Here is a 23354-nt window from a genome sequence, read left to right as displayed (position 1 = left end):
CAAGATGAACTTGAATTGTATAAGAAATTATTTAAAAATGGCATTCAATTATAAATGTGTGATTTCATGGTAAAATATTGACCACCTTAATATTATTAGGTACAATTGCTTTACTAGCTTTCTAGGGTTCCGCTATTCATAGGTCTGGTCCAAGAGAAAGCCTACAATATGATTGTATTGTAGCCACGGAAGGATAAAAGCCTGGGAGATATTTCTTAATTGGAGTATGTCTCGGGCTTTTTATATTAGGAGGAAATTATGGAACTTGTTGTATTGGCTGAGCCGTTATCTGTTTTTCAAATTCATGACGTTAAGGACATCGATTTGTCAGTTAGACCTTTGTACCTTGGTTTAACACAAGACGAATTGTCTGTTGTTGCGCCAACAACGGCAGTACCTGAACAGACTGTTAATCGTGAAGATGGATGGCGCGCTTTCAAGATCAGTGGTGTATTAGATTTTAGTTTGGTAGGTATTTTAGCTAAAATATCATCATTATTAGCGGACGAATCAATTAGTATATTTGCCATTTCAACTTATAATACAGATTATGTGCTAGTAAAAGAAGAAAATTATCATAATGCCGTAGCAGCATTACAACATGCGAATTATACAGTAATTACAGCGGATTAAATTATAAAAGAGCAGCCTATTTGGTTGCTCTTTTATAGTTATTTTTATAAAGTGAAATTAAATGTATTGTCGTCAGTGTATGCTACTTTGGAGGAAACACTATGTTGAATTTTGGCGTTATTGGTACAAATTGGATATCAAAGAAATTTATATCCGCCACGCAAACACATCATCATGCACAAACAGTGGCTGTTTTTTCAAGGCGTCAGCAATCAGGGCAGGCGTTTAAAGCGGATATTGGCATAGATTTTACGGTATATGATCAATTGGAAAGCTTTTTGAACCATCCATCAATGAATGTTGTCTATATTGCCTCGCCTAACCATGTTCATTTTGATCAAATTATGATGGCTTTAAAAGCCAACAAACATGTGTTGGTTGAAAAACCAGCAGTTATTTCATCACAAGAATTACAACAAATCCAAGATTATCTACGTGAGCACCCACAATTATACTTTATGGAAGCCGTGAAGCAAACTTTCTTTACTGCATTTCATGCTGTTGAAAAGGCATTACCAGGAATTGGTCACATTATTGGTGCTAATTTAAATTATTTAGCATATGATGAAAATAAAATTCAGTTTGCTAAGCAGGAGCCATTACCAAGTGTTTTATCCGCGGCGTGCAGCCAGAGGTGTCCTGTATGATTTAGGCGTGTATTTGGTGCATAATGCCTTGCGCTGGTTTGGGGAACCATTAGATTATCATTACAAAGCAAGTATTGTAGATCATCCTGATGGCGCGGATTATTTTGGTGTCGGGACACTCATTTATGATGACTATCAGATTAATTTTTCTGTTGGGAATCATACATATAGTGAATTAAAGAGTGAAATTTATGGTGACCATGGGACAGTGATTCTTGAACATCCGACACATTTGGAACATATTAAAGTGATAACTGATGATCAAAATCAGCAAAGCACCTCTTACCCAAAAATGGCCAATACGATGATGCCGGAATTGGATTATTTTATCAATATGGTTCAAGATAATCAGAGTCAGAAAATGTGGCGGCAAATGCATTTCACCGATAAGGCAGTTGAAATATTAGAAAATATGCGACAATCAGCGCATATTACTTTTAATTAAAATCTGAATACACCATCGTATAAATATTCATATACTTATATTTTAGAATATTTATACATTATGAACTATTTGTTTTAATTTGTATAAAAAAGCAGCCTCTGAACTATCGGAGGCTGCTTTTATTTGTATTATTTTTGGTTATCCAGTAATCGACCCATCTTTGGTTACTATAGGATTGGTTAATTTTTGAATCATAATAGCTAGAACGAAACCAATCAGACATGGGACTACCCAGCCAAGCCCGTGATTGGCTAGAGGGAATATTGCATAGTATGTGGTTGTTAACTGCGTCATGCTAGAAGATTGCGTTAAGGGAAGGTGCGTTAGAGCATCCATGATAGCGGGCAGAATTACTGCAGCAATGGTTATTCTATAAACAAGTGCAGAGTGGTTAAAATATTTAGCAGTTAGAGATAATAAGATTAAGGTTAGGACTAATGGATATAAGAACATAAGGACGGGGACGGCCCAGGACACAATGTTGGTGAGTCCAGCATTAGCAGTGATAAAGGAGCCAATTGATGTCACGCGTAACCAGTTAACATAGCTAACTTTCGGGAGTACCCGATGTAAATCTTGTGCAAATGATGAAATGATGCCCATTGCCGTAGTGAATACGGCTAATGTAATGACAATACTTGTTAAAATATTACCGAAGCTACCAGTATAATGTGTGATAATTGCCGCAAAAGTTTCACCGCCATTGGGATAAATTGCGAGTTGACCTAAGCTCATAACGCCCATTAGTACGAGTCCTGTATATAGAATAGCTTCGGCGATAATACTAATTAATCCTGCTTTGGCTAGTGTTTTAGGTAAATGATGATCAGCAAAGCCTAATCCTTTAACGGCATAGACGATGGTGACGGCAAAGGCAAGTAAACCTAAACCATCCATTGTATTATAGCCATCAAGAAAACCTTGAAAGAATGCAGCGTTTTTGTAGGCAGCCTGTACTGGCTGATTTAAGTTACCCATTGGTAAAGTAAAGGTAATCACAAGTACCGTACCAATTAAAATTAGAAATATTGGATTTAAATATTTGCCAATCCAATGTGTAAGATTTGTGCGATGAACCGTTGCAAGATAAGCTAAAACGAAGAAACATAATGAGAAGACAAACATGCCTAAACTCTGGTATTGCGTACCAATTAATTGTGAAATACCCATGGAATAGGCAGTAGCAGCTGTACGTGGGGTTGCAAAGAACGGCCCCAATGTTAAGTGTACGAGAATTAGAAAGGCAGTTGCAAACCATGGGGCAACGGGTTTGGCGATGTCATAAATGCCCTTACTACTGGTTACACCGATTGCCAACATAGCTAAAAATGGCACTAATGTTCCGGTAATTAAGAATCCTAATGTAGCCGGTAACCAATTACTTCCAGCAAGTTGCCCAAGTTGGATGGGAAAGATTAAATTCCCTGCGCCAAAGAACATACCGAAAATTAGGGATGCAACGAGCAATATTTTTTGGCGTTCATTTTTGTGTGTCATGAACAGTCTCCTCAAGATGTTATTAGCAAATAAAAAACCTGATGAACTGTAGAACAGCTGATCAGGTTTAAGTTAATAGTGCTTCACTTACCCATTATTAGCTGCCCATCAAAAATAGAATTGACGGGCAAAACAAAACGACGCCCGTCGTCAATAGACACTGACGACGACGCTAGGTAAAATTTGTTCAGTTGATGTAAATTGAATGGACATCATTAACCTCTTACTATAATTAGCATTATAAATGAAATAATCGAAAGAAGTCAATTTAATTTTTGGATATTTCTGATGAAATAACGCGTTATTTTAATTGCTGATTCATTAACTTTACGAGTTTAATTGCCAGTTTAGCTTCAAAATAGGGTTCATGGGTGTCGTTAATGGCCACTAAGAAAATGTGATCGTCTAATGTGACCTCAACCATACGATTACCTAATATTCTGATAAATAGCGTTGCACTCACTAATTCTAAGACAATCTTACTTTGACTCACTTTGTTAAATGATTTCATATAGGCACCAGATTGCTTTTCAAGCGCCTCTGGCAGGGCATCAAAGTTAATAATCAGTTGATTGTTAGCAGTAAAAATATTTTCAATTCTTTCTGCTAGTTCGTCAGCATTTATGTCCAAATTTTGTATATCATGGGTTATAATCATTTTTAAATCCTCTATTGTTATCTTGCAATAATTCAATTTAATTATAGTTTACTTATATTAAATTAGGATAAAATATGCCGTAAAATCAAGGGGTGCTCAACATTAGATAGGCATAACATTATATGAGAATGTACTGTAAGGAGGCTAATTATGGTCAATAAGGTGACATCTATTGGAGGATCGGATACTAGCGGTGGCGGTGGCATTGAAGCAGATATTCGAACATTTCAACAGTGCGGGCTGTTTGGTTTATCTGTAATTGAAAATATTGTGACAATGACACCACAGGACTGGCACGTGACACGTTACGCAATAGAAAATACTATTTTTAAAGCGCAACTGGATACTTTGAATGGTATTGCATTATCTGGAATTAAAGTTGGCATGATAGCAAATCAAGATAATTTTTGGGATTTGGTGAAATATCTAGATCAAGTACAGACAAAGTATATCCTACTTGATCCTGTATTAATGACCAAATTGGCTGTTTCAGATCATGATAATATTGCCTTGAATACCTATCGGGAGGCATTGCTACCCAAAGTACAGGTGATAACGCCAAATATTTTAGAAGCAGCTCTTTTAACGGGGATGTCATCGATTAATACCATTACAGAAATGCAAGTAGCTGCTCAGAAATTATTTGACCAAGGGCCACAGTATATTATTATTAAAACTGGCAGCCGTTGGCAAGGTGACACGGCGTTAGATTTGCTTTATGATGGCCATCACTTTTATGTATTTGAAATGAAACGCATAGCTGGTCAAGCTAACCATGGGGCAGGGTGTACTTTCTCGGCCGCAATATTAGCAGGTCTAGTATCTGGAAAAGATATTATAACTGCAGTAGCGGATGCTAAGCAATTGACGCATCGGGCAATATATCACGCTGTTAAAATTAATCAATATGTCGGCCATGTGTGGCAAGGAGTAAGTAATGAACAATCAACGAATCAAGAAAATGACGACGTTATCACTGTTAATCGCCTTTAATATTGCATTATCATATATTGTTAAAATTCCAGTACCTGCTACGAATGGCTTTGTTAATTTGGTTGAAGCAGGTATCTTTTTAGCTGCTTTGGGTGGTGGTGCCCGCAGTGGCCTGATTGTCGGCGGTGCCAGCGGGTTGTTACTTGATTTACTCGCCGGATACCCGCAATGGATGATTTTCTCATTGGTTATTCACGGATTGGAGGGATGGCTTGTAGGCTTAATTGGTGCTAAAAAAGGCTATTGGCAACAAGCTATCGCACTTCTGATTGGTGCACTTGTGATGATTGTTGGTTATGTATTGGCTGGGGCGGTGCTTTACAATTGGGCTGCTGGAGTAGCCTCAATTCCTGGTAATATTGCACAAAATGTTATGGGTGTTATTGTGGTTTTGATACTATTACCCATAGTGAAAAGATTACCTATAGTGAACGGCATAATATGAAAGTTGAGCTAGACCGAATTGTCAATAATACGGTCTGGCTTTTTATTTTCTATTGGGTAAGGAATTAAGTTATGGTGTTAACCTTGTTTGATTTGATAGTTGACCAAAAGTGTAGGGCATGCTATTATTTTATAAAATGACACATCTGTCATTTTATAATGTGGATTAGGATTAAAGCGTGATGAGTAGAACTGTAGATGAAAAAGTACATCAAAAAAAGCGACAACATATTTTAAAAGCAGCTAGACAAATTTTATTAAAAAAGGGATATTCAAATACTTCGATGTTGGATGTCGCATCTGCAGCTGGAATTAGTAGAGGTGGTTTGTATTTATATTTTTCATCTGTAGAAGAAATAATGCAAACGATCTTAATTGAAAAAGATCAGCATCGATTTGACCCAATTCGAGCTGCTATCATTGATAAACAAGACTTTTTACAAGTCTTAGATCAGTACTTAACAATTCAAAAGCAGCGGCTATTAAATATTTCAAAATCATTATTAATGTCAGGATATGAATATTATGCCTTTGAAAAGTCAGCGAGTTCGCAAGAATTTTTAACAAAAAGCTTAGCCGATACACGTCGAACAGTATTAGGCTTGTTGATGCTGGGGGTTGATCAAGAAAAAATGCATGATCAACAGATTGAAGACTTAGCTGACTATTGCATTTTAACGATTGAGGGATTGAGTCTCTTTTGTTACTTACATCAGGCAGATGAGAAATACATTAATCGCCAATTGGCATTATTGAAAAAACGATAATGAATAATAAAAGAAATTGAGAAAATAAAAATGAATAATGTCCGTAAAATTACAATTCTTTCGGTTCTTATTGCTTTGAATATTATATTAGGCAAGTTGAGTTTTGGCCCTGAATTTGCCAAGGTGAACTTGGGATTTATTGCATTGATTATCTCAGGTTTTTTATATGGTAGCCGTGCAACATTAGTTGTGGCAGGATTGGCTAATGTTTTAACGTTTACTTTGTTAGGTAATGGAACATTCTCTTTTTGGTTCTTAATACCAGCACTTTTGGCGGGTGCAACTTATGGGTTATTGGACAAGCCAACGTGGATACGCATCATTTTAGTTAACGTTGTTGTTATGGTGGGGATTAGCTTTATTTTAAATACTTGGCTGATTGCGGCTATTTATCATCTTGATTACAGTGCATTGCTAAGTGTGAGAATAATTAAAATGATTGTGAGTTTGTTGTTCCAAATTATTTTGAGTTTTATTCTACTTAGAAATCGAGTATTTCAACAATTTAAAGATAAATTAACGATGAATGTGTGGTAGAAAAGAGGACTTTTAATGTTAGATTAACGTCTATTTAAAGTGTACTTAATCGAGTAAGGACATACTTAATGCATGGACAACAAGCATACATTTCTTAACTCTTACTCATAAATATCTCTTCTCCCACAACGATATATTTCCAGTTGCTGTCCAAAAAATGCTACGATCTCACAAGATAGTAGCACTTTTTAATTGTTATGATTTAACTTTTAATAGCAGCATTAAGATGTTGTATTTCTTTTTTGCAGAATACATAAATACTGTCCATATCAAACAATAGATGATGATGTAAATCACAGTAAAGGAAATAAAGCTGGGTAAATTAATTGGAAACCAGCCACTTAAAATAGCCAGCGGTAGGAATAAACTATAGCAAATAATAAAATGGGTGATGGTCATTTTAGTGATACTCCAGTCAGTCTCTGAAAAATAAGGCTGCTAACAGAAAACACAATACCAATTAGTGACCATAATATAATAGAAATGGCAAAGGCATTTAAAGATGAGGCAAAGTGATGCATAAATCTAGGTGGCGCTGGAAGCAGCGTTGTGGACTGGTAAAAATAGGAAAAGAACAAAGAAAAACATAAGCCAATGAATGTACCACTAAATATACCAAAGCAAGTATGCTGAATTATTTTTTTAATCATAGTAATATTTCCTTAATTTTCTTTAAATAGCGTCGAGATGAATAGGTTTGTTGTTTGTCACTAAAAGTAATTCGTACAAGACCATTTTTACTTAAACTAAAATGATCGATAAAATCTATATTAATGATTTCAGTATGAGATATTCTTAAAAAATTAGTTGGTAATTTCTGTTCTAGTTCGTATAAGCGGTAAGCTGTTATGAATTCTGATTCTGTTGTGCGGACATAAATTTTTTGTCTTTGGAAAAGAATTGTATACAATGCGCGCTTGGTATCATATAATGTTTATCCAAAAATTTACCACGTACTGAAAAATGGTGAAACTCAATATTTTGAATAATCGACATGACCTGAGGGTTTTTTCTTTGGCACCAATGAGTAGCGTATCACGTGCTAGCTCAGCCATTGTTTGATATTGGACTTTCATTTGGTTGCTCCTTATTTGATTAATTTTTATCATATAATATTATTATTATGATAGATATGGCAATCAGCTAGGTGGCTAAATTTCAGAGATAAATGGTCTGCACACAAAAAGTCTAGAAGATATCTTCTAGATTTTTTTATAAAACTGTTATTAATTTTTTCGGAATGTAGCGAATACATCATAGACAACGGGAAGCTTTGTCGTACCATCGCGATCAATAAAATGTTGACCATGTGGCATCAAAATAAATGGAGCATCCAGATCACGTGCTAATTTTTCAGTATGTCGATAAGGTACGATATCATCATCCCGCGCAGATATAACAGTGATTTGATTGATTTTGGGCAATAGTTGCTGTATATCGAGCGGCTGTTGTGTAAATCCATCTAATTCAGGCAAAGTTTCAATTTTGTCATCAAAGCCAGAAACCAAAATTAAATTGACATTCTTGATGGTTTGTTTTTCTAGAAAACGAAGTGCTGTAATGCAACCAAGACTGTGCCCAATCAATGTTATGCCATCAGAACTATCAATATCACGTTCACAAGCACCGAGCCATGCTTCTAAATTAGGATGGTTGGTGTCGGGCATTGTCAGAATATTTAATTCTTGATTCAAATGTATGTTGAGCTGTGTTTTTAACCAGGGAAACCAGTTGGCTGTAGGCGTTGCTGAGTAACCGTGAATGAGATAGTTGTTTTGATCTGTTGTCATGATAACCTCTAATATATTTGAAATTTACTGCTTGATTACCTCGATGATATGTGGAATAAACCACGATAGGAAACCACCGATGGGGAATATGAGCCACCAATAGCTTTCAGCAAACTGCCAAAAATTGGTGGGGTGCTCATTATGTCTGTGATGAGACGAATCATTTAATACAAGTTCATCTAATGAAACATCAAATAGCCGGGATAATTGTACCAATTGACTTAAATTTGGGGTTGCCTCATCATTTTCCCATTGACTGATTGTTTCACGAGATATGAACAATTTATTTGCAATTTCTTCCTGTGAAAGATCTTGATGTCGTCTTATTTTTTAAATTGTTCCGAAAAAGTTGTTGTCATGATATATCTTCTCCTTTTTGTATTTTTTGTTCAGATCTGAACGTATAGTGAATATTGTATGAAAACAATTGTTTTGAAAGCGTTTAAGGTGTTAATTTGACCGTAGATAGTTTACAATTTACCTATATTATAAAGCATATCCTGGCTAGTGACGACTAATTGATAATGTTTCACGTGAAACATTATCATTAACAGCCACGTTACCTGATAAAAGTAGTGTCATCAGACACCATAAATAGAAAAAGTATAATAGAATTGTTGTGAATGAGGAGAGCGTATGAAGCGTGCATATGTCAAATGGTTAATTGCAGTCATGGTGATTATTTTGTTAATTGGCATGGTTTATACACTAGAACACCAAACGATTAATCGCCTAAAGAATCAAACGACAAAGACGAAAAACAGTGGAAATCAGACGACATTAAAGGCTGCGATAACCTCTAATCAGAATACACAGTCTTCAGCAGCAATGAGCAGTCGTTCGACTAGTCATGTAGATAGTCGCCAATCACAGTCAAGTGATGACAAAATGCAGTCAACTAAACTATGGAGTACGACCAAGCTGACTCAACTGGATAATTTCATTGCATCCTGGGGTGTCACTATGGCGCAAAGTTACAAACGTTATTATCCTGAAAACGGCGCTGGCGAAATGAATTATTATGGCGTTAGTTATCCACGAGATTTGGCTAAAAATAATTTTGCTGTTGATGATCACCAGGTGAATATGGGATTGAGTCAGGATGGTAGTGGTCATTATGATTATAATATTGTTGCGATTTATTCTGATTCGGCAGATAAAAATGTTGCGATGAATGCTCATTTGTATTTCTTCACTATTCATGAAGGACGTCCCGTAGTCTTGGTAACACAACAAAATCAAGGTATGCCGGATAATCTCATTCACTTTAAAGAAACAGCGAACGTTGATTTAAAAAGTGAATTTCAGAATTTAGTAAATCCTTAGTATTAGGTAGGGCATTGACATGACAATTTTAGAAACAAACCGTTTAATATTGAGACCTTGGCGCCTAGATGATGCGCCACAACTTTACCAGTATGCTAAAGATAGTCGCGTAGGTCCTGCAGCTGGTTGGCCTGCTCATCACAGTGTTCAAGAAAGTAAAAGTGTGATTGAAAATGTGTTGATGACCACTGGAACATTTGCAATGGCTTTTAAAGAAACACCGAATATGATTATTGGTAGTGCGGGATTGAAATTTACTCACAGTATAGATTATCCAACTTTTATGACTGATAAAAGCGCAGAAATTGGTTATTGGATTGGTGTGCCATTCTGGGGTCAAGGTTTAATGCCAGAGGCTATTAATCGACTGTTACTTTACGGTTTTAATCAACTCGAGTTAGCTGAAATTTGGGCTGGCTATTATGAAGGTAATCAGCAGTCAAGACGGGTTCAGGAAAAGTGTGGTTTAAGCTATCAACTGACGGTTGTCGATAAATATGTACCGTTATTAAAGCTTTATAAAGATGAACATTTTTTACGTATTACACGTGAAGAATGGCAAAATAAATGATATATGAATGCCATTAAGGTTAAAAGTGATGCCTATCTTAAAGGATAGTATCGCTTTTTTATATGGTAAGAAAAGATACTTATTTGCAGATAAGTTACCACATGTTGAGTGATACACAAAGATATTGTTATACTGATTATTGTGTGTTACCAAGGAATTTAAATTTAAATGGAGATGAGAGAAACGTGATGGAAGCTAAGCGGAGATTTAAATTATTTAAAAATGGTAAAAGTTGGTGTGTTGGTGCAGCGACTATCGCAGCATTGGGAGCTAGTGCGATCGTTCATCCTGCATTTGCAGATGATGTTAATCATGACACCCAAACAATGACAGTTGGTATTTCAGATAAACAGCCTGATGAGACGACAATGCATCATGACGACAGTAAGCAAACGACACCAGTAGTAGCGCAACAAAACACAACAGATAGTGTATCCACAGCGGATAGTGTGTCAACAGTCGATAATCAGCAAACTAGTAGTGATGTTAAGATGGCTACTAAAAACGATCAGAACGTTGCGGTAACAGTCGATAAGCAGGATACTACTAACATTGAACAATCAGCGCATGATGAAAAAGTAGTACAAATAGGTGCGAGTGACACAAAAGCACAAGACACAAAAGCACAAAATAATGTTAGTGATAATCAGACAACAACAACGTCGATAGATGTAAAATCAGTACAAGAAACAAGTGTACATATAGAACGTTCAGTAGCTACAAGCGCAGCGCAGCGCGCTGTTCAACAGCAGCCAGTACAAAATCGTGGTTTCGTTACGAACCAAAATAAAACATATTATTACAATGATCAAGGGCAAGTAACGTACGGCCAACAGAAAATAAATCAGAATTGGTATTTATTCAACGCGACAGATGGCGCCATGCAAGTGGGATTTCAAAATATTCCAGAACAAAAGAAAACCGTTTATTATGCGACAGATGGTCAAATGCAATATGGTCAACAGCGCATTCAATCTAAGTGGTATTTATTTGATAAACGAACTGGTGCCATGAAAACTGGTTTTCAAATCATACCAGAGCAACAGAAGACAGTTTATTATGCTAGCAATGGACAGATGCAGTACGGTCAACAGCGTATTCAAAAAATTGGTACTTGTTTAATGCACAAACGGGTGCAATGAAAACAGGATTTCAAAATATAACCAATCAACAGAAGACCGTTTATTATGCAACCGATGGTCGAATGCAATACGGTCAACAACGGATTAATCGTCACTGGTATTTGTTCCAAAAACAAACAGGTGCCATGCAAACGGGCATTCAATATATTCCTGAACAGCATAAGACCGTTTATTATGCAACAGATGGTCAAATGCAGTATGGCCAACAAGTCATTGCTAATGTATGGTATCAGAGTAACAAAATAACAGGTGCATTAATCTATGCACCTAATCAAGCGCACAAGGTAGATATTGTAAAAACTGTTGAGTGGTTTGAGGCGAATAAGAATAAGTTAACATACAGCATGTATGGCTCTCGGAATGGCACTGATGGGACTGCTGACTGTTCTGGTTCCGTAACCGAAGCATTGTATGAAGCAGGTGCAACACAACCAGATTATCTTTATAGTACGGAAGGTCTACATCGTTATTTATTAGCCAATGGGTTCAAATTGGTAGTTGATAATGATCAAAATGGATGGCATTCAAACTATGGGGATGTTGTCATTTGGGGTCAAAAAGGCTACAGTTTAGGTGCCGGTGGTCATGTTGGCTTAATCAGTTCTTCTGACGATGATAATCCAGCATTTATTTCAACATGTTATTATACAGGTGGTCAGAAAAATACTGCCGTTCAGGAGTTGAGTTATAATGATTTTGTTAAACGTGCAAATTATCCATATTATTATGTGTATCGATTAGCTTGATAAAAAAGCAGCCGCAGGGCTGCTTTTTTATTGGGAAAGATGTGGCGCATACAAATTGTATAAAAATGCGTAAATTTATGTTATGAATATTTATACAAAATAATATCTAATGGTGAGTTCATAAATGTTAAAGAAAGATGAGACGAAAGTGAGGAGATTGATTTGAAGGCGTTTACACAAGAAAAAATATAACGATTGTGGCTGTTATAAACAGATGATTTGCAATGCTTCTGATACGTTTGTTAGGGTTTACGTAAAGCAACTTCCTTTCTGGACTATTGAACAGTTTGGGGATTGCATGTTGCATTTAGTGGTAATAACGGAAGGAGGCTTTCATGACAGATCAAAAATATTTTTCAGGGGATTTTGAAAAGCAATCACAGCCTGAGCCGGGTTTACAAAAAAGATGATGCCAGTACCTGATGATGGTGCCACGACGTATCAAGGCGCCCAACGTTTATTACACAAGAAAGCATTGGTTACCGGTGGGGACTCGGGTATAGGACGTGCGGTGGCGATTGCTTATGCCAAAGAGGGTGCAGATATTGTTCTAAATTATTTACCAGATGAGGAAGAAGATGCACAAGACGTGCGCCGGATTATTGAAGCTATTGGTGGCACAGTTATTTTGATTCCGGGTGATTTAAAGTCGGAAGCCTTTAATCAAAATTTAATAACGCGTACGATTAATGAACTCGGTGGCTTGGATATCATGGCGCTTGTAGCTGGTAAGCAGCAGGCCCAAGAAGATGTGGTGCAGTTGTCAACGCAACAATTAGTCGACACGTACACGACGAATGTTTTCAGTTTAATATGGCTTGTCAAAGCTGCAGTGCCACATCTAGCAGCAGGGGCCAGCATCATTACAACTAATTCAATACAAGCTGTACAACCGTCTGAATTTTTGGTTGATTATGCTGGGACGAAAGCGGCTATTCGAAATACAACAATTAGTTTGGCCAAGCAGTTAGCTAGTCAAGGTATTCGTGTGAATAGTGTGGCTCCAGGCCCAATTTGGACACCGCTGCAGGTAGCAGGTGGACAACTGCAAGAGAACTTACCGCATTTTGGTCAACGCACACCCCTTGGTAGAGCGGGTCAACCAGCTGAATTAGCGAGTGCTTATGTTTATTTAGCATCAGATGACGCAAGTTATGTTACTGGAGAATCACTCAACGTGACGGGTGGATTAGTATAATCAAAGGAGAAATGATTTATGACAGATAAGCAAAAAGAATATCAAGAAGCCGATAATAAGAAGCAAAAGACAACAGATGTCAAGCAACCTGAGGCAGATAAAAACACTGAAAGTAATAAAAATGAGGCTAATCCTAAAGTGGCTGATTATAAGAAAGCGGACTAATTAATGAAGAAAAAGCAAAAAATAATCGTTACAGTTGGTGGTCTAAATTTTCGCTGTTTTTAACATTGTTTCAATTAACATGGGCAATATGGCGAGAGATTAAATCATATCGACGACGAGAAAAAACAAATAAATAATGTATTCGTTGGACGAAAAGCATGCAGATTTTTGCATGCTTTTTGCCTGTGAAATTCGAAGAAATATAATTTATTTTTTATCTAAAATATGAGGACGTGTCATAATGTCAAGTGTATTACGTACTATATAATACCAGCTGGAAATAGATGCAATATGCGCTTGAAATTTCTTGTGTGAGTGTAGTATAATAGTAAATTGTGAATGCACAAGAGTGTGCTCACTCCTTGCAGCCAAGGCTGCCAGAGACCAAAAGGAGGAAATAAACATGGCTACATCATACGAATTGACTTATATCGTTCGCCCTGATTTGGAAGCGGATGCTAAAAAGGCGCTTGTTGAGCGTTTTGATGGTATCTTGACTACTGACGGTGCAACGATCACTAAATCAGCTGATTGGGCAACACGTCGTTTCGCTTATGAAATTGATGGTTATCGTGAAGGTACTTATCACGTTATCAACTTCAACGCGGACAACGATGACGCAATCAACGAATTTGACCGTTTGGCAAAGATTTCACAAGATATCTTACGTCACATGGTTGTTAAGCGCGACGCTGAATAATTCATTTTCCACTGGGAAAGGAGCTTTTTAATGATTAATCGAGTTGTATTAGTTGGGCGATTGACCCGTGATGTGGAATTACGTTACACCCAGTCGGGTGTGGCAGTAGGATCATTCTCGTTGGCGGTTAACCGCCAATTTACCAATGCGAGTGGTGAACGTGAAGCTGATTTTATTAATGCTGTTATTTGGCGTAAATCAGCAGAGAATTTTGCAAACTTTACTGGCAAGGGGTCACTTGTGGCTGTTGAAGGTCGTTTGCAAACGAGAAATTACGAAAATAACCAAGGTCAACGTGTTTACGTTACTGAAGTTGTAGTTGATAATTTTTCACTTCTAGAGTCACGTGCTGAAAGTGAGAAACGTCGCGCTACTGGTGGCGGTTCATCTAATAATAATAATAGTGGCTTTTCAGACAACAATGCATTTGGTAATAACAATAATTTTAGTGGTGTTGATCCATTTGCTAATGCAAATGATAATTCTAATAAACAGAATCAAACATCATCACAAAATAATGATGCCCCGAACCCATTTGCGGCCGGTGGTAACGAAATTGATATTTCAGACGATGATTTACCATTTTAAATTTTGAATATAACAAACAAATGAAAGGAGTCTTGTCATGTCAGAAGAAAGAAAGACACAAAACAGTGAGCGTCCATCACGCCCACGCCGTCCTCAAGGTGGCCCACGTCGTCGCCGTAAGGTTGATTTTATTGCAGCTAATCACATTGAGTATATCGATTACAAAAATGTTGAATTGTTGGAACGCTTCATCTCAGAACGCGGTAAGATTTTGCCACGTCGTGTGACTGGAACATCAGCTAAAAATCAACGTAAAGTAACAACTGCTGTTAAGCGTGCTCGTATCATGGGCTTGCTACCATTCGTTACTGAAGACTAATATTAATTTAACTTAATCAGTCAAAAAGTGGTATTAACATACATGTTAATACCACTTTTTTTACCACTATGAATAGCTTGAGTTTATGGTAGCCTTGGTTATTTTGTAAATGTGTTAAAATAGGAAAGATAGTAAATTACGAAACGTCGTTTGAAATTGCCCAAAAGTTAGAGGTTGATTACTTTGAAGAAATTTTTTGATTTTAAAAATCTACCAATATTTTTCCAGAATTCTAAATTAGGAGCAGTTGCATTTCTGCTCCTGGCAGTCAGCGTACTCAGCGTTATTTTTGCAACACTTTATAATTGGATATTTGGTTTACTGTGGTTTGTCATTGTTGTGATAAGTCTTTTTTATAGCACGCGAGCGCTTAGAGAGGTAAATGAAAATACGCAAGCTTATTTATCAGGCCTTGGATATCGTATTTTGCGTAGTGAACAAGAAGCATTAATTCGCATGCCAATTGGTATTATTCTTTTAAATGATGCAGGTAAAATCGATTGGATTAATCCCTATATGCAAATGTATTTTGGCGAACGAGATATTTTAGGCTCAACGTTAAAAGAAGTCGACGAACAATTAGCCAATAGTATTGATAGTTATTCTGATTCAAAGAAGACGAATACGATTACTTGGCAAGATAAGCAGTTCTTAGTATATGTACAACATAATTTGAGAGTTGCTTATCTAACTGATATTAGTGAATATGCAGCAATAGCAGAAGAGTATAAAGATCACCAGATATTTAGTGGGTTGATTTCTGTGGATAACTATGAAGAAGTTACTGACGGTATGAGCGAGTCAGAGGCTTCCGGACTTAGAACATACGTGACACGCGCTTTATCAGATTGGGCATTGGCGAACGATATTTATTTGCGCCGTCTTAATTCTGTACATTATATGATGTTTGGTTATCAAAAAGCATTGCAAGTGGTTGAGGATGATAAATTCAGTGTCTTAAAGGTAATTCGAGAAACAACGGCTCAACAAAATTCTCCACTAACGTTATCCATGGGGATTGCTTATGGCGAACGAGATATTAATCAGTTAGCTAAGTTAGCTCAAACAAACTTAGACCTGGCTTTGGGTCGAGGTGGTGATCAGGTTGTTGTGAAATCCAACAAAGCAGCAGCACGTTTTTATGGTGGTGCTACTAATCCAATGGAAAAAAGAACGCGTGTACGTGCGCGCATGATTAGTCAAACAATCGGCGAACTCGTTGAACAAGCAGATAATGTGATGATTGTTGGACATGCTTCACCAGACTTAGATGCTGTTGGTTCAGGGTTAGGCGTTTGGCGATTGGCGCAAACTAAAAACAAGCCGGCATTTTTGGTGTTAGATGAAAAAACGGTATACAGTGATATCATATTATTATTGAAAGAGTTACGGAAACAACCAAATGATATTGTCGCACCTGGTAGTGAGATTAATGATTCGATTGTAGATGAGGCTCGGGCGCTAAAGCTTGTACGTGAACAAACGCTGATCGTCTTAGTCGATCATGCGCGCGCATCTATTACTAGTGCACCAACATTACTCAAACGATTAGGTAATCGTGTTGTGGTGATTGATCATCATCGTTTATCAGAAGACGGATTATCTGAAAAGCCACTGTTGTCATATATTGAACCCTATGCATCATCCACTTCCGAGTTGGTAGTTGAGCTTTTGCAGTATCAAGATCAAAGTGAAGCCCCAATTACCAAATTAGAAGCCACAGCAATGTTAGGTGGCATTCAAATTGACACGAAAAACTTTACGTTGCGTACTGGTTCGCGAACGTTTGATGCCGCTAGTTACTTGCGTGCCAACGGTGCCGATAATAATTTGATACAATCATTTATGAAAGAGCAATTTAGTGATTTTAAAGCACGGACACATCTTGTGAACATGGTTGAAATATTAGAAGATAATGCCATCGTAACAGGTGAAGATGATAGCATATATTCTGGTATTATTACCGCTCAAGCAGCAGATGAATTATTGCAAGTGAGTGGTGTTGATGCTTCCTTTGTTATTACTAAACGTAATGATGGTCGTGTCGGTATTTCAGCACGATCAACGGGCGAGCGTAACGTTCAAACAATTATGGAAGCAATGGGTGGCGGTGGACATCTGTCTAATGCGGCTACTCAAATAGATGATATAACACCTGAGGAAGTCAAATCACAATTATTAGATGTTATTTCACAGCAATATAGTGAGTAATCACAATAAATTCGGAGGATGATATGAAAGTTATATTTTTAGAAGACGTTAAAGGACGCGGTAAGCGCGGGGAAGTCAAGAATGTTCCGGATGGTTATGCCAATAATTTCTTAATTAAAAATCATAAAGCGTTACCAGCAACACCAGCCAATGTGTCAGCACAAGCTGGTAAAGAAAAATTCGAAGCCAAAACAGCAGCAGCGGTTTTGAATGAGGCAAAGCAACTAAAATCAAAGTTAGAAAATGCAAAAACGGTTGTTGAGTTAACTGGAAAAACAGGTAAAGATGGTCGCCTATTTGGTGCAGTATCAACTAAACAAATTGTTGCGGCGCTATCTGATCAATATAGTATTAAGATTGACAAGCGTAAGATGGATTTAAAGATGCCAATCAGAACATTGGGGTATACTGATGTACCGGTTAAGTTACATCACGAAGTTACGGCTAACCTACGTGTTCATGTTAGCGAGGGATAAGCATGGATAATCCTGCATTAGGGGCTGAGTATCGGCAAGTACCACAAGACATTGATGCTGAAAGAGCGGTTCTTGGTGCGATTTTTTTGATATCAATTCTGATTCTGCTATGGTTGCAGCAAGTGCGATTTTAGATCCTGATGATTTTTATCGGCAAGCACATCAACAAATTTTTAAAGCCATGCAGTTATTGGTAGATGAACAGCGACCTGTCGATATGTTAACCCTTCAAGACAAACTTAACAGTATGCAACAGTTAGATAATGTTGGGGGAGTCGCTTATTTGGCTGAAATATCAGAAGCCAGTGCTTCGGCTGCCAATTTGCGTCACTATGCAAATATTGTACGTGAAAAAGCTGTCTTACGCCGGATTATCGAGACCCTGACCCGTACCATTTCAACGGCGTATGAGGCTTCTGAATCAAGCGATACGGTTTTAGATCAGTTAAGTCGCCAAATCGATAATATAGCTGATAACCGTGGGGATGAAGATTTCAAAACAATTAAAAAAGTTTTGGAAGAATTCAACGAAAATCTTGAAAATGCTGCTAATAATGAAAGTGATGTGACGGGATTAGCTACTGGTTATCCTGAATTGGATCATTATACACATGGTTTCAAAGAAGATGAGCTAATCATTGTTGCTGCCAGACCTGCTGTGGGAAAGACAGCTTTTGTATTGAACCTTGCTAAGAATGTTGCTAAAAATGAAAAAGTACCTGTGGCCATCTTTAGTTTGGAAATGGGTGCGGTTTCATTAGTCAATCGTTTGGTTGCTGCCGAAGGTGCTATTGACTCTAATCATCTGACTACTGGTCAGATGACAAATGATGATTGGCAAGCTTTGACATTAGCTATGCAGTCTTTATCAAATATGCAAATTTATATGGACGATACACCAGGTATTAAAATGAGCCAGATTACGGCTAAGTTGCGTACCTTAGAAAAAGATTTATTAAATCAAATGACCAAGGAACAACGCATTGAAAATCCGCATCCTGTTGGCATGGTGGTCATTGATTACTTGCAATTGATTGAATCAAATAATCATGAGAATCGACAGCAAGAAGTGTCAGATATTTCACGTTCTTTAAAGAAGTTGGCTAAAGAATTACATACGCCTATTTTGGCATTATCACAATTGAGTCGAGGTGTGGAAGCGCGTCAAGATAAGCGTCCGGTATTATCGGATATTCGTGAGTCGGGTTCTATTGAGCAAGATGCAGATATTGTGGCTTTCTTGTATCGTGAAGATTACTATCGAGATAGCGAATCAGATGATGAAGGTGATCCGCGAGACCAAGAGCAGCAGGAGACAGGACCGATTGAAGTTATTATTGAAAAAAATCGGTCGGGTGCTCGAGGCACTGCAACATTGATGTTTAATAAACCAACATTTAAATTTAGTCCAATGGCGCCAATATATCGTGATGATATGGCTGCTGGAGCGCCAGATCCAAAAGTTTGGTAATAAAAAATGAGCTATTAATTTAGCTCATTTTTTTATTCGTTGATATTAATCATCGTTGTGCTCTAATAGGTCAGCAAAGTCGGCTTGCACGAGTGTTGCCATTTGTTGTGGGTTTACTTTATCAGATTGACCAAGTTCACCAGCACTGACAATAATGTAGTCAGCATTTTGTGCGGTCATATCAAAATAAATGGGGAACTTTTTATTTTGCCAAATACCTACTGGATTGTTGGCACCGTGAATATAACCAGTTGTCTTCTCTAATTCTTTCATGGGAATCATTTTGACTTTTTTATTATGAGAAGCGCTTGCCAATTTTTTAGTTGAGAGATGTTGTGTGATTGGTAGAACAGCAACAACCGGCCCTGTTTTGTCACCGTGAGCAGCTAGTGTTTTGTAGATATCTGATTTTTTAACTTGAAAATGATCAAGTAATTGTGTAATTTCTTCATCAGTTTTATCCAAAATATTTAATTCGAGATGTTCATAATTAACCTGATGGGCATCCATAATGTGCTCAGGTAATGTTTTCTTTATTTTTTCTTTGCCATAATATAAATATTTTACCACGATTAGAATTAATTACTGCTGACTATTAATTGGTCTGACCAGTATGCTATACTATTACAGTTATGTTAGAAGCTATTTATATCAAGGTGCAAGCCGACTTAAAACAAAAAATATATCGTGGTGAATTTCCCAGTATGAAGTTACCGGATGAGCGTACATTAGCTGAACAGTATCATGTCTCGCGTTCATCAATTAAAAGAGCACTGAATGTCTTAGCACAGCAGGGTGTTATTTTTAAGAAACGTGGTAGTGGTACTTTTGTGAATCCATTATATCTGAAAAATCAAGATATTTTTAGATATAATGGCTCTAATCTTGGGGTCACCGACTCATTTCGTATTCATGGCGAAACACCTACGATTGAAGTGTTAGATTTTCAGGTCTTACCTGCAACGAAAGAACAGCAATTGGCACTGTTTCTAAATGAAGATGACTTTGTTTATTGGATTAAGCGATTACGTCGATTAGCAGGTAAACCCTTCATGATTGAAAATGGGTATGTGCCGATTCGTGTATTACCTAGTTTAACGCAAAAAGATGTATCAGGATCAGTTTATGAGTATGTTGAACGCACAAAAAAGCGTAGTGTTACTAAATCATTTATGACGATTATGGCAGAACCTAGTAACAACGAAGATCAAACATTGTTAGAGTTGTCTCCAACCGAACCTGTGGGTATTATGGAGGGAATCTTTTTTATGGATGATGGGACGCCATTAGAGTATACAACTATGCGACTTCATTACCAGTATTTACACTATAGCGCTTTTGTAAGCTTGGATGGCGAGTAAATTTTAGCCATTATAACGATTGGGTCGCACCAATGATTTAAAAAGTTGAAACACTTATCTAAAATGCGTTATAATTAATAGTGTAAATAGCGGAGCAATCGATTCGTGGTTTACGATTCTCGCAAAGATTAAAGGAGTAACTAATCTCATGGTAGATTACGATTCAAAAGAGTACTTGGAACTCGTTGATAAGTGGTGGCGTGCAACAAACTATTTGTCAGCTGGGATGATCTTCTTGAAGAGCAACCCATTGTTCTCAGTTACTAACACACCTATTAAGGCTGAAGATGTTAAAGTTAAGCCTATTGGTCACTGGGGTACAATCTCAGGTCAAACATTCTTGTATGCACATGCAAACCGTTTGATCAACAAGTATGATGTTAACATGTTCTACATCGGTGGCCCTGGTCACGGTGGTCAAGTCATGGTTACAAACGCATACTTGGATGGTGAATATACTGATGATTATCCTGAAATTACTCAGGACGTTGAAGGTATGAGCCGTTTGTTCAAGCGTTTCTCATTCCCAGGCGGAATTGGTTCACACATGACTGCTCAAACACCAGGTTCATTGCACGAAGGTGGTGAATTGGGTTATTCATTGAGCCACGCTTTCGGTGCAGTATTTGATAATCCTGATCAAATTGCCTTTGCAGTTGTTGGTGATGGTGAATCTGAAACAGGTCCATCAATGGCCTCATGGCATTCAAACAAGTTCTTGAACCCTAAGAACGATGGTGCCGTATTGCCTATCTTGGATTTGAACGGATTTAAGATTTCAAACCCAACAATCTTCTCACGCATGAGTGATGAAGAAATTACAAAGTTCTTTGAAGGTTTGGGTTACTCACCTCGCTTCATCGAAAACGATGATATCCATGATTACGCAGCTTACCACGAACTTGCTGCTAAGGTTTTGGATCAAGCTATTGAAGATATTCAAGCTATCCAAAAGGATGCACGTGAAAATGGTAAGTACCAAGACGGTACAATTGCTGCATGGCCTGTAATTATCGCACGTTTGCCAAAGGGTTGGGGTGGACCTACTCACGACGCTGATGGTAATCCTATCGAAAATTCATTCCGTGCGCACCAAGTGCCATTGCCTTTGGAACAAGGTGATCTTTCTACATTGCCAAAGTTTGAAGAATGGATGAATTCATACAAGCCAGAAGAATTATTCAATGCTGATGGTTCTTTGAAGGATGAGTTGAAGGCGATTGCACCTAAGGGTGACAAGCGTATGTCAGCTAACCCTATCACAAATGGTGGCTTGGACCGTTCAGACTTGAAGTTGCCTAACTGGAAGGACTTTGCTAACGATATCAACGATGATACACGTGGTAAGGAATTTGCAGATAACAAGCAAAACATGGACATGGCAACATTGTCTAACTACTTGGGTGCCGTTTCAGAATTGAACCCAACACGTTTCCGTTTCTTCGGTCCTGATGAAACAATGTCAAACCGTTTGTGGGGCTTGTTCAAGGTAACACCTCGTCAATGGATGGAAGAAGTTAAGGAACCTAATGACCAACTTGTTTCACCAGAAGGTCGTATTATTGATTCACAGTTGTCAGAGCACCAAGCTGAAGGTTGGCTTGAAGGTTATACTTTGACAGGTCGTGTTGGAATCTTCGCTTCATACGAATCATTCTTGCGCGTTGTGGATTCAATGATTACTCAGCACTTCAAGTGGTTGCGTCATGCATCAGAACAATCATGGCGTCATGATTACCCATCATTGAACTTGATTGCAACTTCAACTGCTTTCCAACAAGATCACAACGGTTATACTCACCAAGATCCAGGTCTATTGACACACTTGGCTGAAAAGAAGAGTAACTTCGTTCGTGAATATTTGCCTGCTGATGGAAACTCATTGTTAGCCGTTCAAGAACGTGCTTTCTCAGAACGTCACAAGGTTAACTTGTTAGTTGCTTCTAAGCAACCACGTCAACAATGGTTTACAGTTGAAGAAGCTGAAGAATTGGCTAACGAAGGTTTGAAGATCATTGATTGGGCTTCTACTGCACCTGAAGGCGATGTAGATATTACATTTGCATCGGCTGGTACAGAACCAACTATCGAAACTTTGGCTGGTTTGTGGTTAGTTAACCAAGCATTCCCAGATGTTAAGTTCCGTTATGTGAACATTGTTGAATTACTTCGTTTGCAAAAGAAGTCAACACCTAAGATGAACGACGAACGTGAATTGACAGATGCTGAATTTGACAAGTTCTTCCAACCTGACACACCAGTTATCTTTGGTTTCCACGGTTTCGAAGACTTAGTCGAAAGTTTCTTCTTCGAGCGTAAGTTCCGCGGCGATGTTTACCCACACGGTTACCGTGAAGATGGTGACATCACAACAACTTACGACATGCGTGTATACTCAGAACTAGATCGTTTCCACCAAGCTAAGCAAGCCGTTGAGGTATTGTCAGCAAATGGTGTTGTTGATCAAGCTAAGGCTGATTTGTTCATCGAACAAATGGATAAGACTTTGGCAAAGCACTTTGATGTTACTCGTAACGAAGGTCGCGATATTGAAGAATTCACTAAGTGGGAATGGAGTCCTTTGAAGTAATCTTATTACTTTGAAGCATTCGAACACTTAAATGATTTCGGATAACTTATAAAAGTTAGTTTTTGGTTAAAACCAAGAG

Annotated in this window: 25 protein-coding genes, 3 pseudogenes and 1 riboswitch; of the genes and pseudogenes, 21 read left to right on the top strand and 7 right to left on the bottom strand. The window is 37.7% G+C overall.

The window, feature by feature from the left end:
* Window positions 1-110: 110 nt before the first annotated feature.
* Window positions 111-210, top strand: a riboswitch (guanidine-I (ykkC/yxkD leader).
* 48 nt (window positions 211-258) lie between these two features.
* The 3 genes from LEUFL_RS0100725 to LEUFL_RS0100715 all read left to right on the top strand — a co-directional run bounded on the left by LEUFL_RS0100725 (window position 259) and on the right by LEUFL_RS0100715 (window position 1725).
* Window positions 259-633 carry an ACT domain-containing protein gene (locus tag LEUFL_RS0100725; RefSeq protein WP_010006828.1) on the top strand — a complete coding sequence of 125 codons (375 nt, stop codon included), beginning with the start codon at window positions 259-261 and terminating at the stop codon, window positions 631-633.
* Window positions 634-734: 101 nt separating this feature from the next.
* Window positions 735-1280: a Gfo/Idh/MocA family protein gene (locus LEUFL_RS0100720; RefSeq protein WP_010006826.1), complete on the top strand. Its 546-nt coding sequence runs from the start codon at window positions 735-737 to the stop codon at window positions 1278-1280.
* Window positions 1240-1725 (top strand): Gfo/Idh/MocA family protein, encoded by a 486-nt coding sequence (locus tag LEUFL_RS0100715; protein WP_133264119.1) that lies wholly within the window; start codon window positions 1240-1242, stop codon window positions 1723-1725. The genes LEUFL_RS0100720 and LEUFL_RS0100715 overlap by 41 nt, the downstream gene beginning before the upstream one ends.
* Window positions 1726-1863: 138 nt before the next feature.
* Here the strand turns inward: LEUFL_RS0100715 and brnQ are convergent, their stop codons facing one another.
* Complete coding sequence (brnQ, locus tag LEUFL_RS08890) at window positions 1864-3222, bottom strand: branched-chain amino acid transport system II carrier protein (protein ID WP_010006823.1); 1359 nt, start codon at window positions 3220-3222, stop codon at window positions 1864-1866.
* A gap of 301 nt (window positions 3223-3523) precedes the next feature.
* A complete protein-coding gene (locus tag LEUFL_RS0100705; RefSeq protein WP_010006822.1) occupies window positions 3524-3880 on the bottom strand; it encodes a hypothetical protein in 357 nt (118 codons plus the stop codon).
* Window positions 3881-4030: 150 nt separating this feature from the next.
* On the opposite strand from LEUFL_RS0100705, the gene thiD reads away from it, so the two are divergent.
* The 4 genes from thiD to LEUFL_RS0100685 all read left to right on the top strand — a co-directional run bounded on the left by thiD (window position 4031) and on the right by LEUFL_RS0100685 (window position 6621).
* Window positions 4031-4873, top strand: a complete 843-nt coding sequence (gene thiD, locus LEUFL_RS0100700; protein ID WP_010006821.1) for a bifunctional hydroxymethylpyrimidine kinase/phosphomethylpyrimidine kinase — start codon at window positions 4031-4033, stop codon at window positions 4871-4873.
* Window positions 4818-5318, top strand: coding sequence for an ECF transporter S component (locus LEUFL_RS0100695; protein ID WP_010006820.1), 501 nt, complete (start codon window positions 4818-4820; stop codon window positions 5316-5318). The genes thiD and LEUFL_RS0100695 overlap by 56 nt, the downstream gene beginning before the upstream one ends.
* Before the next feature lie 181 nt (window positions 5319-5499).
* Window positions 5500-6084 carry a TetR/AcrR family transcriptional regulator gene (locus LEUFL_RS08885; RefSeq protein ID WP_010006819.1) on the top strand — a complete coding sequence of 195 codons (585 nt, stop codon included), beginning with the start codon at window positions 5500-5502 and terminating at the stop codon, window positions 6082-6084.
* A 30-nt stretch (window positions 6085-6114) separates the two neighbouring features.
* A complete protein-coding gene (locus tag LEUFL_RS0100685; protein WP_010006817.1) occupies window positions 6115-6621 on the top strand; it encodes a folate family ECF transporter S component in 507 nt (168 codons plus the stop codon).
* A 195-nt stretch (window positions 6622-6816) separates the two neighbouring features.
* Here LEUFL_RS0100685 and LEUFL_RS12545 read toward each other — a convergent pair.
* The 4 genes and pseudogenes from LEUFL_RS12545 to LEUFL_RS12535 all read right to left on the bottom strand — a co-directional run bounded on the left by LEUFL_RS12545 (window position 6817) and on the right by LEUFL_RS12535 (window position 8738).
* A pseudogene (locus tag LEUFL_RS12545) lies at window positions 6817-7271 on the bottom strand (DUF3021 domain-containing protein).
* The gene (locus LEUFL_RS13445) at window positions 7268-7531 is read right to left on the bottom strand and encodes a LytTR family DNA-binding domain-containing protein (protein ID WP_081458689.1); all 264 of its coding nucleotides are present in this window, start codon (window positions 7529-7531) and stop codon (window positions 7268-7270) included. Before LEUFL_RS13445 ends, LEUFL_RS12545 begins: the two are co-directional and overlap by 4 nt.
* A gap of 316 nt (window positions 7532-7847) precedes the next feature.
* On the bottom strand, window positions 7848-8411 hold the full coding sequence (locus LEUFL_RS0100675; protein ID WP_010006815.1) for an RBBP9/YdeN family alpha/beta hydrolase: 564 nt from the start codon (window positions 8409-8411) through the stop codon (window positions 7848-7850).
* A gap of 24 nt (window positions 8412-8435) precedes the next feature.
* Window positions 8436-8738, bottom strand: coding sequence for a helix-turn-helix domain-containing protein (locus LEUFL_RS12535; RefSeq protein ID WP_029508577.1), 303 nt, complete (start codon window positions 8736-8738; stop codon window positions 8436-8438).
* Between the two features lie 309 nt (window positions 8739-9047).
* Between LEUFL_RS12535 and LEUFL_RS0100665 the strand changes: the two genes are divergently transcribed.
* From LEUFL_RS0100665 to dnaB, 12 genes and pseudogenes are all read left to right on the top strand, one after another.
* Window positions 9048-9737 carry a DUF4767 domain-containing protein gene (locus tag LEUFL_RS0100665; protein ID WP_010006811.1) on the top strand — a complete coding sequence of 230 codons (690 nt, stop codon included), beginning with the start codon at window positions 9048-9050 and terminating at the stop codon, window positions 9735-9737.
* Window positions 9738-9756: 19 nt separating this feature from the next.
* Window positions 9757-10308: a GNAT family N-acetyltransferase gene (locus LEUFL_RS0100660; protein ID WP_010006810.1), complete on the top strand. Its 552-nt coding sequence runs from the start codon at window positions 9757-9759 to the stop codon at window positions 10306-10308.
* A gap of 188 nt (window positions 10309-10496) precedes the next feature.
* Window positions 10497-11450: an N-acetylmuramoyl-L-alanine amidase family protein gene (locus LEUFL_RS12305; protein ID WP_029508576.1), complete on the top strand. Its 954-nt coding sequence runs from the start codon at window positions 10497-10499 to the stop codon at window positions 11448-11450.
* Window positions 11447-12196: a peptidoglycan amidohydrolase family protein gene (locus LEUFL_RS10750; protein ID WP_081458692.1), complete on the top strand. Its 750-nt coding sequence runs from the start codon at window positions 11447-11449 to the stop codon at window positions 12194-12196. Before LEUFL_RS12305 ends, LEUFL_RS10750 begins: the two co-directional genes overlap by 4 nt.
* Before the next feature lie 335 nt (window positions 12197-12531).
* A pseudogene (locus LEUFL_RS10745) lies at window positions 12532-13394 on the top strand (SDR family oxidoreductase).
* 18 nt (window positions 13395-13412) lie between these two features.
* Complete coding sequence (locus tag LEUFL_RS12830) at window positions 13413-13559, top strand: hypothetical protein (RefSeq protein ID WP_010006807.1); 147 nt, start codon at window positions 13413-13415, stop codon at window positions 13557-13559.
* 403 nt (window positions 13560-13962) lie between these two features.
* Entirely contained in the window at window positions 13963-14259 is a 297-nt protein-coding gene (gene rpsF / locus LEUFL_RS0100635; protein WP_010006806.1) for a 30S ribosomal protein S6, read from the top strand.
* 30 nt (window positions 14260-14289) lie between these two features.
* Complete coding sequence (gene ssb / locus LEUFL_RS0100630) at window positions 14290-14847, top strand: single-stranded DNA-binding protein (RefSeq protein ID WP_010006805.1); 558 nt, start codon at window positions 14290-14292, stop codon at window positions 14845-14847.
* 37 nt (window positions 14848-14884) lie between these two features.
* Window positions 14885-15166, top strand: a complete 282-nt coding sequence (gene rpsR, locus LEUFL_RS0100625) for a 30S ribosomal protein S18 (protein ID WP_010006803.1) — start codon at window positions 14885-14887, stop codon at window positions 15164-15166.
* 183 nt (window positions 15167-15349) lie between these two features.
* On the top strand, window positions 15350-17377 hold the full coding sequence (locus LEUFL_RS0100620; RefSeq protein ID WP_010006802.1) for a DHH family phosphoesterase: 2028 nt from the start codon (window positions 15350-15352) through the stop codon (window positions 17375-17377).
* A 23-nt stretch (window positions 17378-17400) separates the two neighbouring features.
* Complete coding sequence (gene rplI, locus LEUFL_RS0100615) at window positions 17401-17853, top strand: 50S ribosomal protein L9 (protein ID WP_010006800.1); 453 nt, start codon at window positions 17401-17403, stop codon at window positions 17851-17853.
* 2 nt (window positions 17854-17855) lie between these two features.
* Window positions 17856-19324: pseudogene (gene dnaB / locus LEUFL_RS10740) on the top strand (replicative DNA helicase).
* 45 nt (window positions 19325-19369) lie between these two features.
* Here the strand turns inward: dnaB and LEUFL_RS0100605 are convergent.
* The gene (locus LEUFL_RS0100605) at window positions 19370-19834 is read right to left on the bottom strand and encodes an aminoacyl-tRNA deacylase (protein WP_050792555.1); all 465 of its coding nucleotides are present in this window, start codon (window positions 19832-19834) and stop codon (window positions 19370-19372) included.
* 122 nt (window positions 19835-19956) lie between these two features.
* Here LEUFL_RS0100605 and LEUFL_RS0100600 point away from each other — a divergent pair, with 122 nt between their 5' ends.
* Together LEUFL_RS0100600 and LEUFL_RS0100595 are read left to right on the top strand one after the other, a co-directional pair.
* Window positions 19957-20685, top strand: coding sequence for a GntR family transcriptional regulator (locus LEUFL_RS0100600; RefSeq protein ID WP_010006794.1), 729 nt, complete (start codon window positions 19957-19959; stop codon window positions 20683-20685).
* Between the two features lie 148 nt (window positions 20686-20833).
* Window positions 20834-23275, top strand: a complete 2442-nt coding sequence (locus LEUFL_RS0100595) for a phosphoketolase family protein (protein WP_010006793.1) — start codon at window positions 20834-20836, stop codon at window positions 23273-23275.
* Window positions 23276-23354 lie beyond the last annotated feature (79 nt).

This window comes from Leuconostoc fallax KCTC 3537, assembly GCF_000165675.1.
GTDB lineage: Bacteria > Bacillota > Bacilli > Lactobacillales > Lactobacillaceae > Leuconostoc_B > Leuconostoc_B fallax.
The sequence above is the reverse complement of the archived record's forward strand: the minus strand, read 5'-3'. Positions and strand labels throughout refer to the sequence as shown.

Bases quoted from the DNA above. Each gene is read 5' to 3' on its own strand.
- LEUFL_RS0100685 (WP_010006817.1), top strand. From the start codon at position 6,115: ATGAATAATGTCCGTAAAATTACAATTCTTTCGGTTCTTATTGCTTTG.
- LEUFL_RS0100665 (WP_010006811.1), top strand. From the start codon at position 9,048: ATGAAGCGTGCATATGTCAAATGGTTAATTGCAGTCATGGTGATTATT.
- LEUFL_RS0100660 (WP_010006810.1), top strand. From the start codon at position 9,757: ATGACAATTTTAGAAACAAACCGTTTAATATTGAGACCTTGGCGCCTA.
- thiD (WP_010006821.1), top strand. From the start codon at position 4,031: ATGGTCAATAAGGTGACATCTATTGGAGGATCGGATACTAGCGGTGGC.
- LEUFL_RS0100675 (WP_010006815.1), bottom strand. From the start codon at position 8,411: ATGACAACAGATCAAAACAACTATCTCATTCACGGTTACTCAGCAACG.
- LEUFL_RS0100695 (WP_010006820.1), top strand. From the start codon at position 4,818: ATGAACAATCAACGAATCAAGAAAATGACGACGTTATCACTGTTAATC.
- brnQ (WP_010006823.1), bottom strand. From the start codon at position 3,222: ATGACACACAAAAATGAACGCCAAAAAATATTGCTCGTTGCATCCCTA.
- LEUFL_RS12305 (WP_029508576.1), top strand. From the start codon at position 10,497: ATGGAAGCTAAGCGGAGATTTAAATTATTTAAAAATGGTAAAAGTTGG.
- rpsF (WP_010006806.1), top strand. From the start codon at position 13,963: ATGGCTACATCATACGAATTGACTTATATCGTTCGCCCTGATTTGGAA.
- LEUFL_RS0100720 (WP_010006826.1), top strand. From the start codon at position 735: ATGTTGAATTTTGGCGTTATTGGTACAAATTGGATATCAAAGAAATTT.
- LEUFL_RS0100600 (WP_010006794.1), top strand. From the start codon at position 19,957: ATGTTAGAAGCTATTTATATCAAGGTGCAAGCCGACTTAAAACAAAAA.
- LEUFL_RS10750 (WP_081458692.1), top strand. From the start codon at position 11,447: ATGAAAACAGGATTTCAAAATATAACCAATCAACAGAAGACCGTTTAT.
- LEUFL_RS0100595 (WP_010006793.1), top strand. From the start codon at position 20,834: ATGGTAGATTACGATTCAAAAGAGTACTTGGAACTCGTTGATAAGTGG.
- LEUFL_RS0100605 (WP_050792555.1), bottom strand. From the start codon at position 19,834: ATGGATGCCCATCAGGTTAATTATGAACATCTCGAATTAAATATTTTG.
- LEUFL_RS0100725 (WP_010006828.1), top strand. From the start codon at position 259: ATGGAACTTGTTGTATTGGCTGAGCCGTTATCTGTTTTTCAAATTCAT.
- LEUFL_RS08885 (WP_010006819.1), top strand. From the start codon at position 5,500: ATGAGTAGAACTGTAGATGAAAAAGTACATCAAAAAAAGCGACAACAT.
- rpsR (WP_010006803.1), top strand. From the start codon at position 14,885: ATGTCAGAAGAAAGAAAGACACAAAACAGTGAGCGTCCATCACGCCCA.
- LEUFL_RS0100705 (WP_010006822.1), bottom strand. From the start codon at position 3,880: ATGATTATAACCCATGATATACAAAATTTGGACATAAATGCTGACGAA.
- LEUFL_RS12830 (WP_010006807.1), top strand. From the start codon at position 13,413: ATGACAGATAAGCAAAAAGAATATCAAGAAGCCGATAATAAGAAGCAA.
- rplI (WP_010006800.1), top strand. From the start codon at position 17,401: ATGAAAGTTATATTTTTAGAAGACGTTAAAGGACGCGGTAAGCGCGGG.
- ssb (WP_010006805.1), top strand. From the start codon at position 14,290: ATGATTAATCGAGTTGTATTAGTTGGGCGATTGACCCGTGATGTGGAA.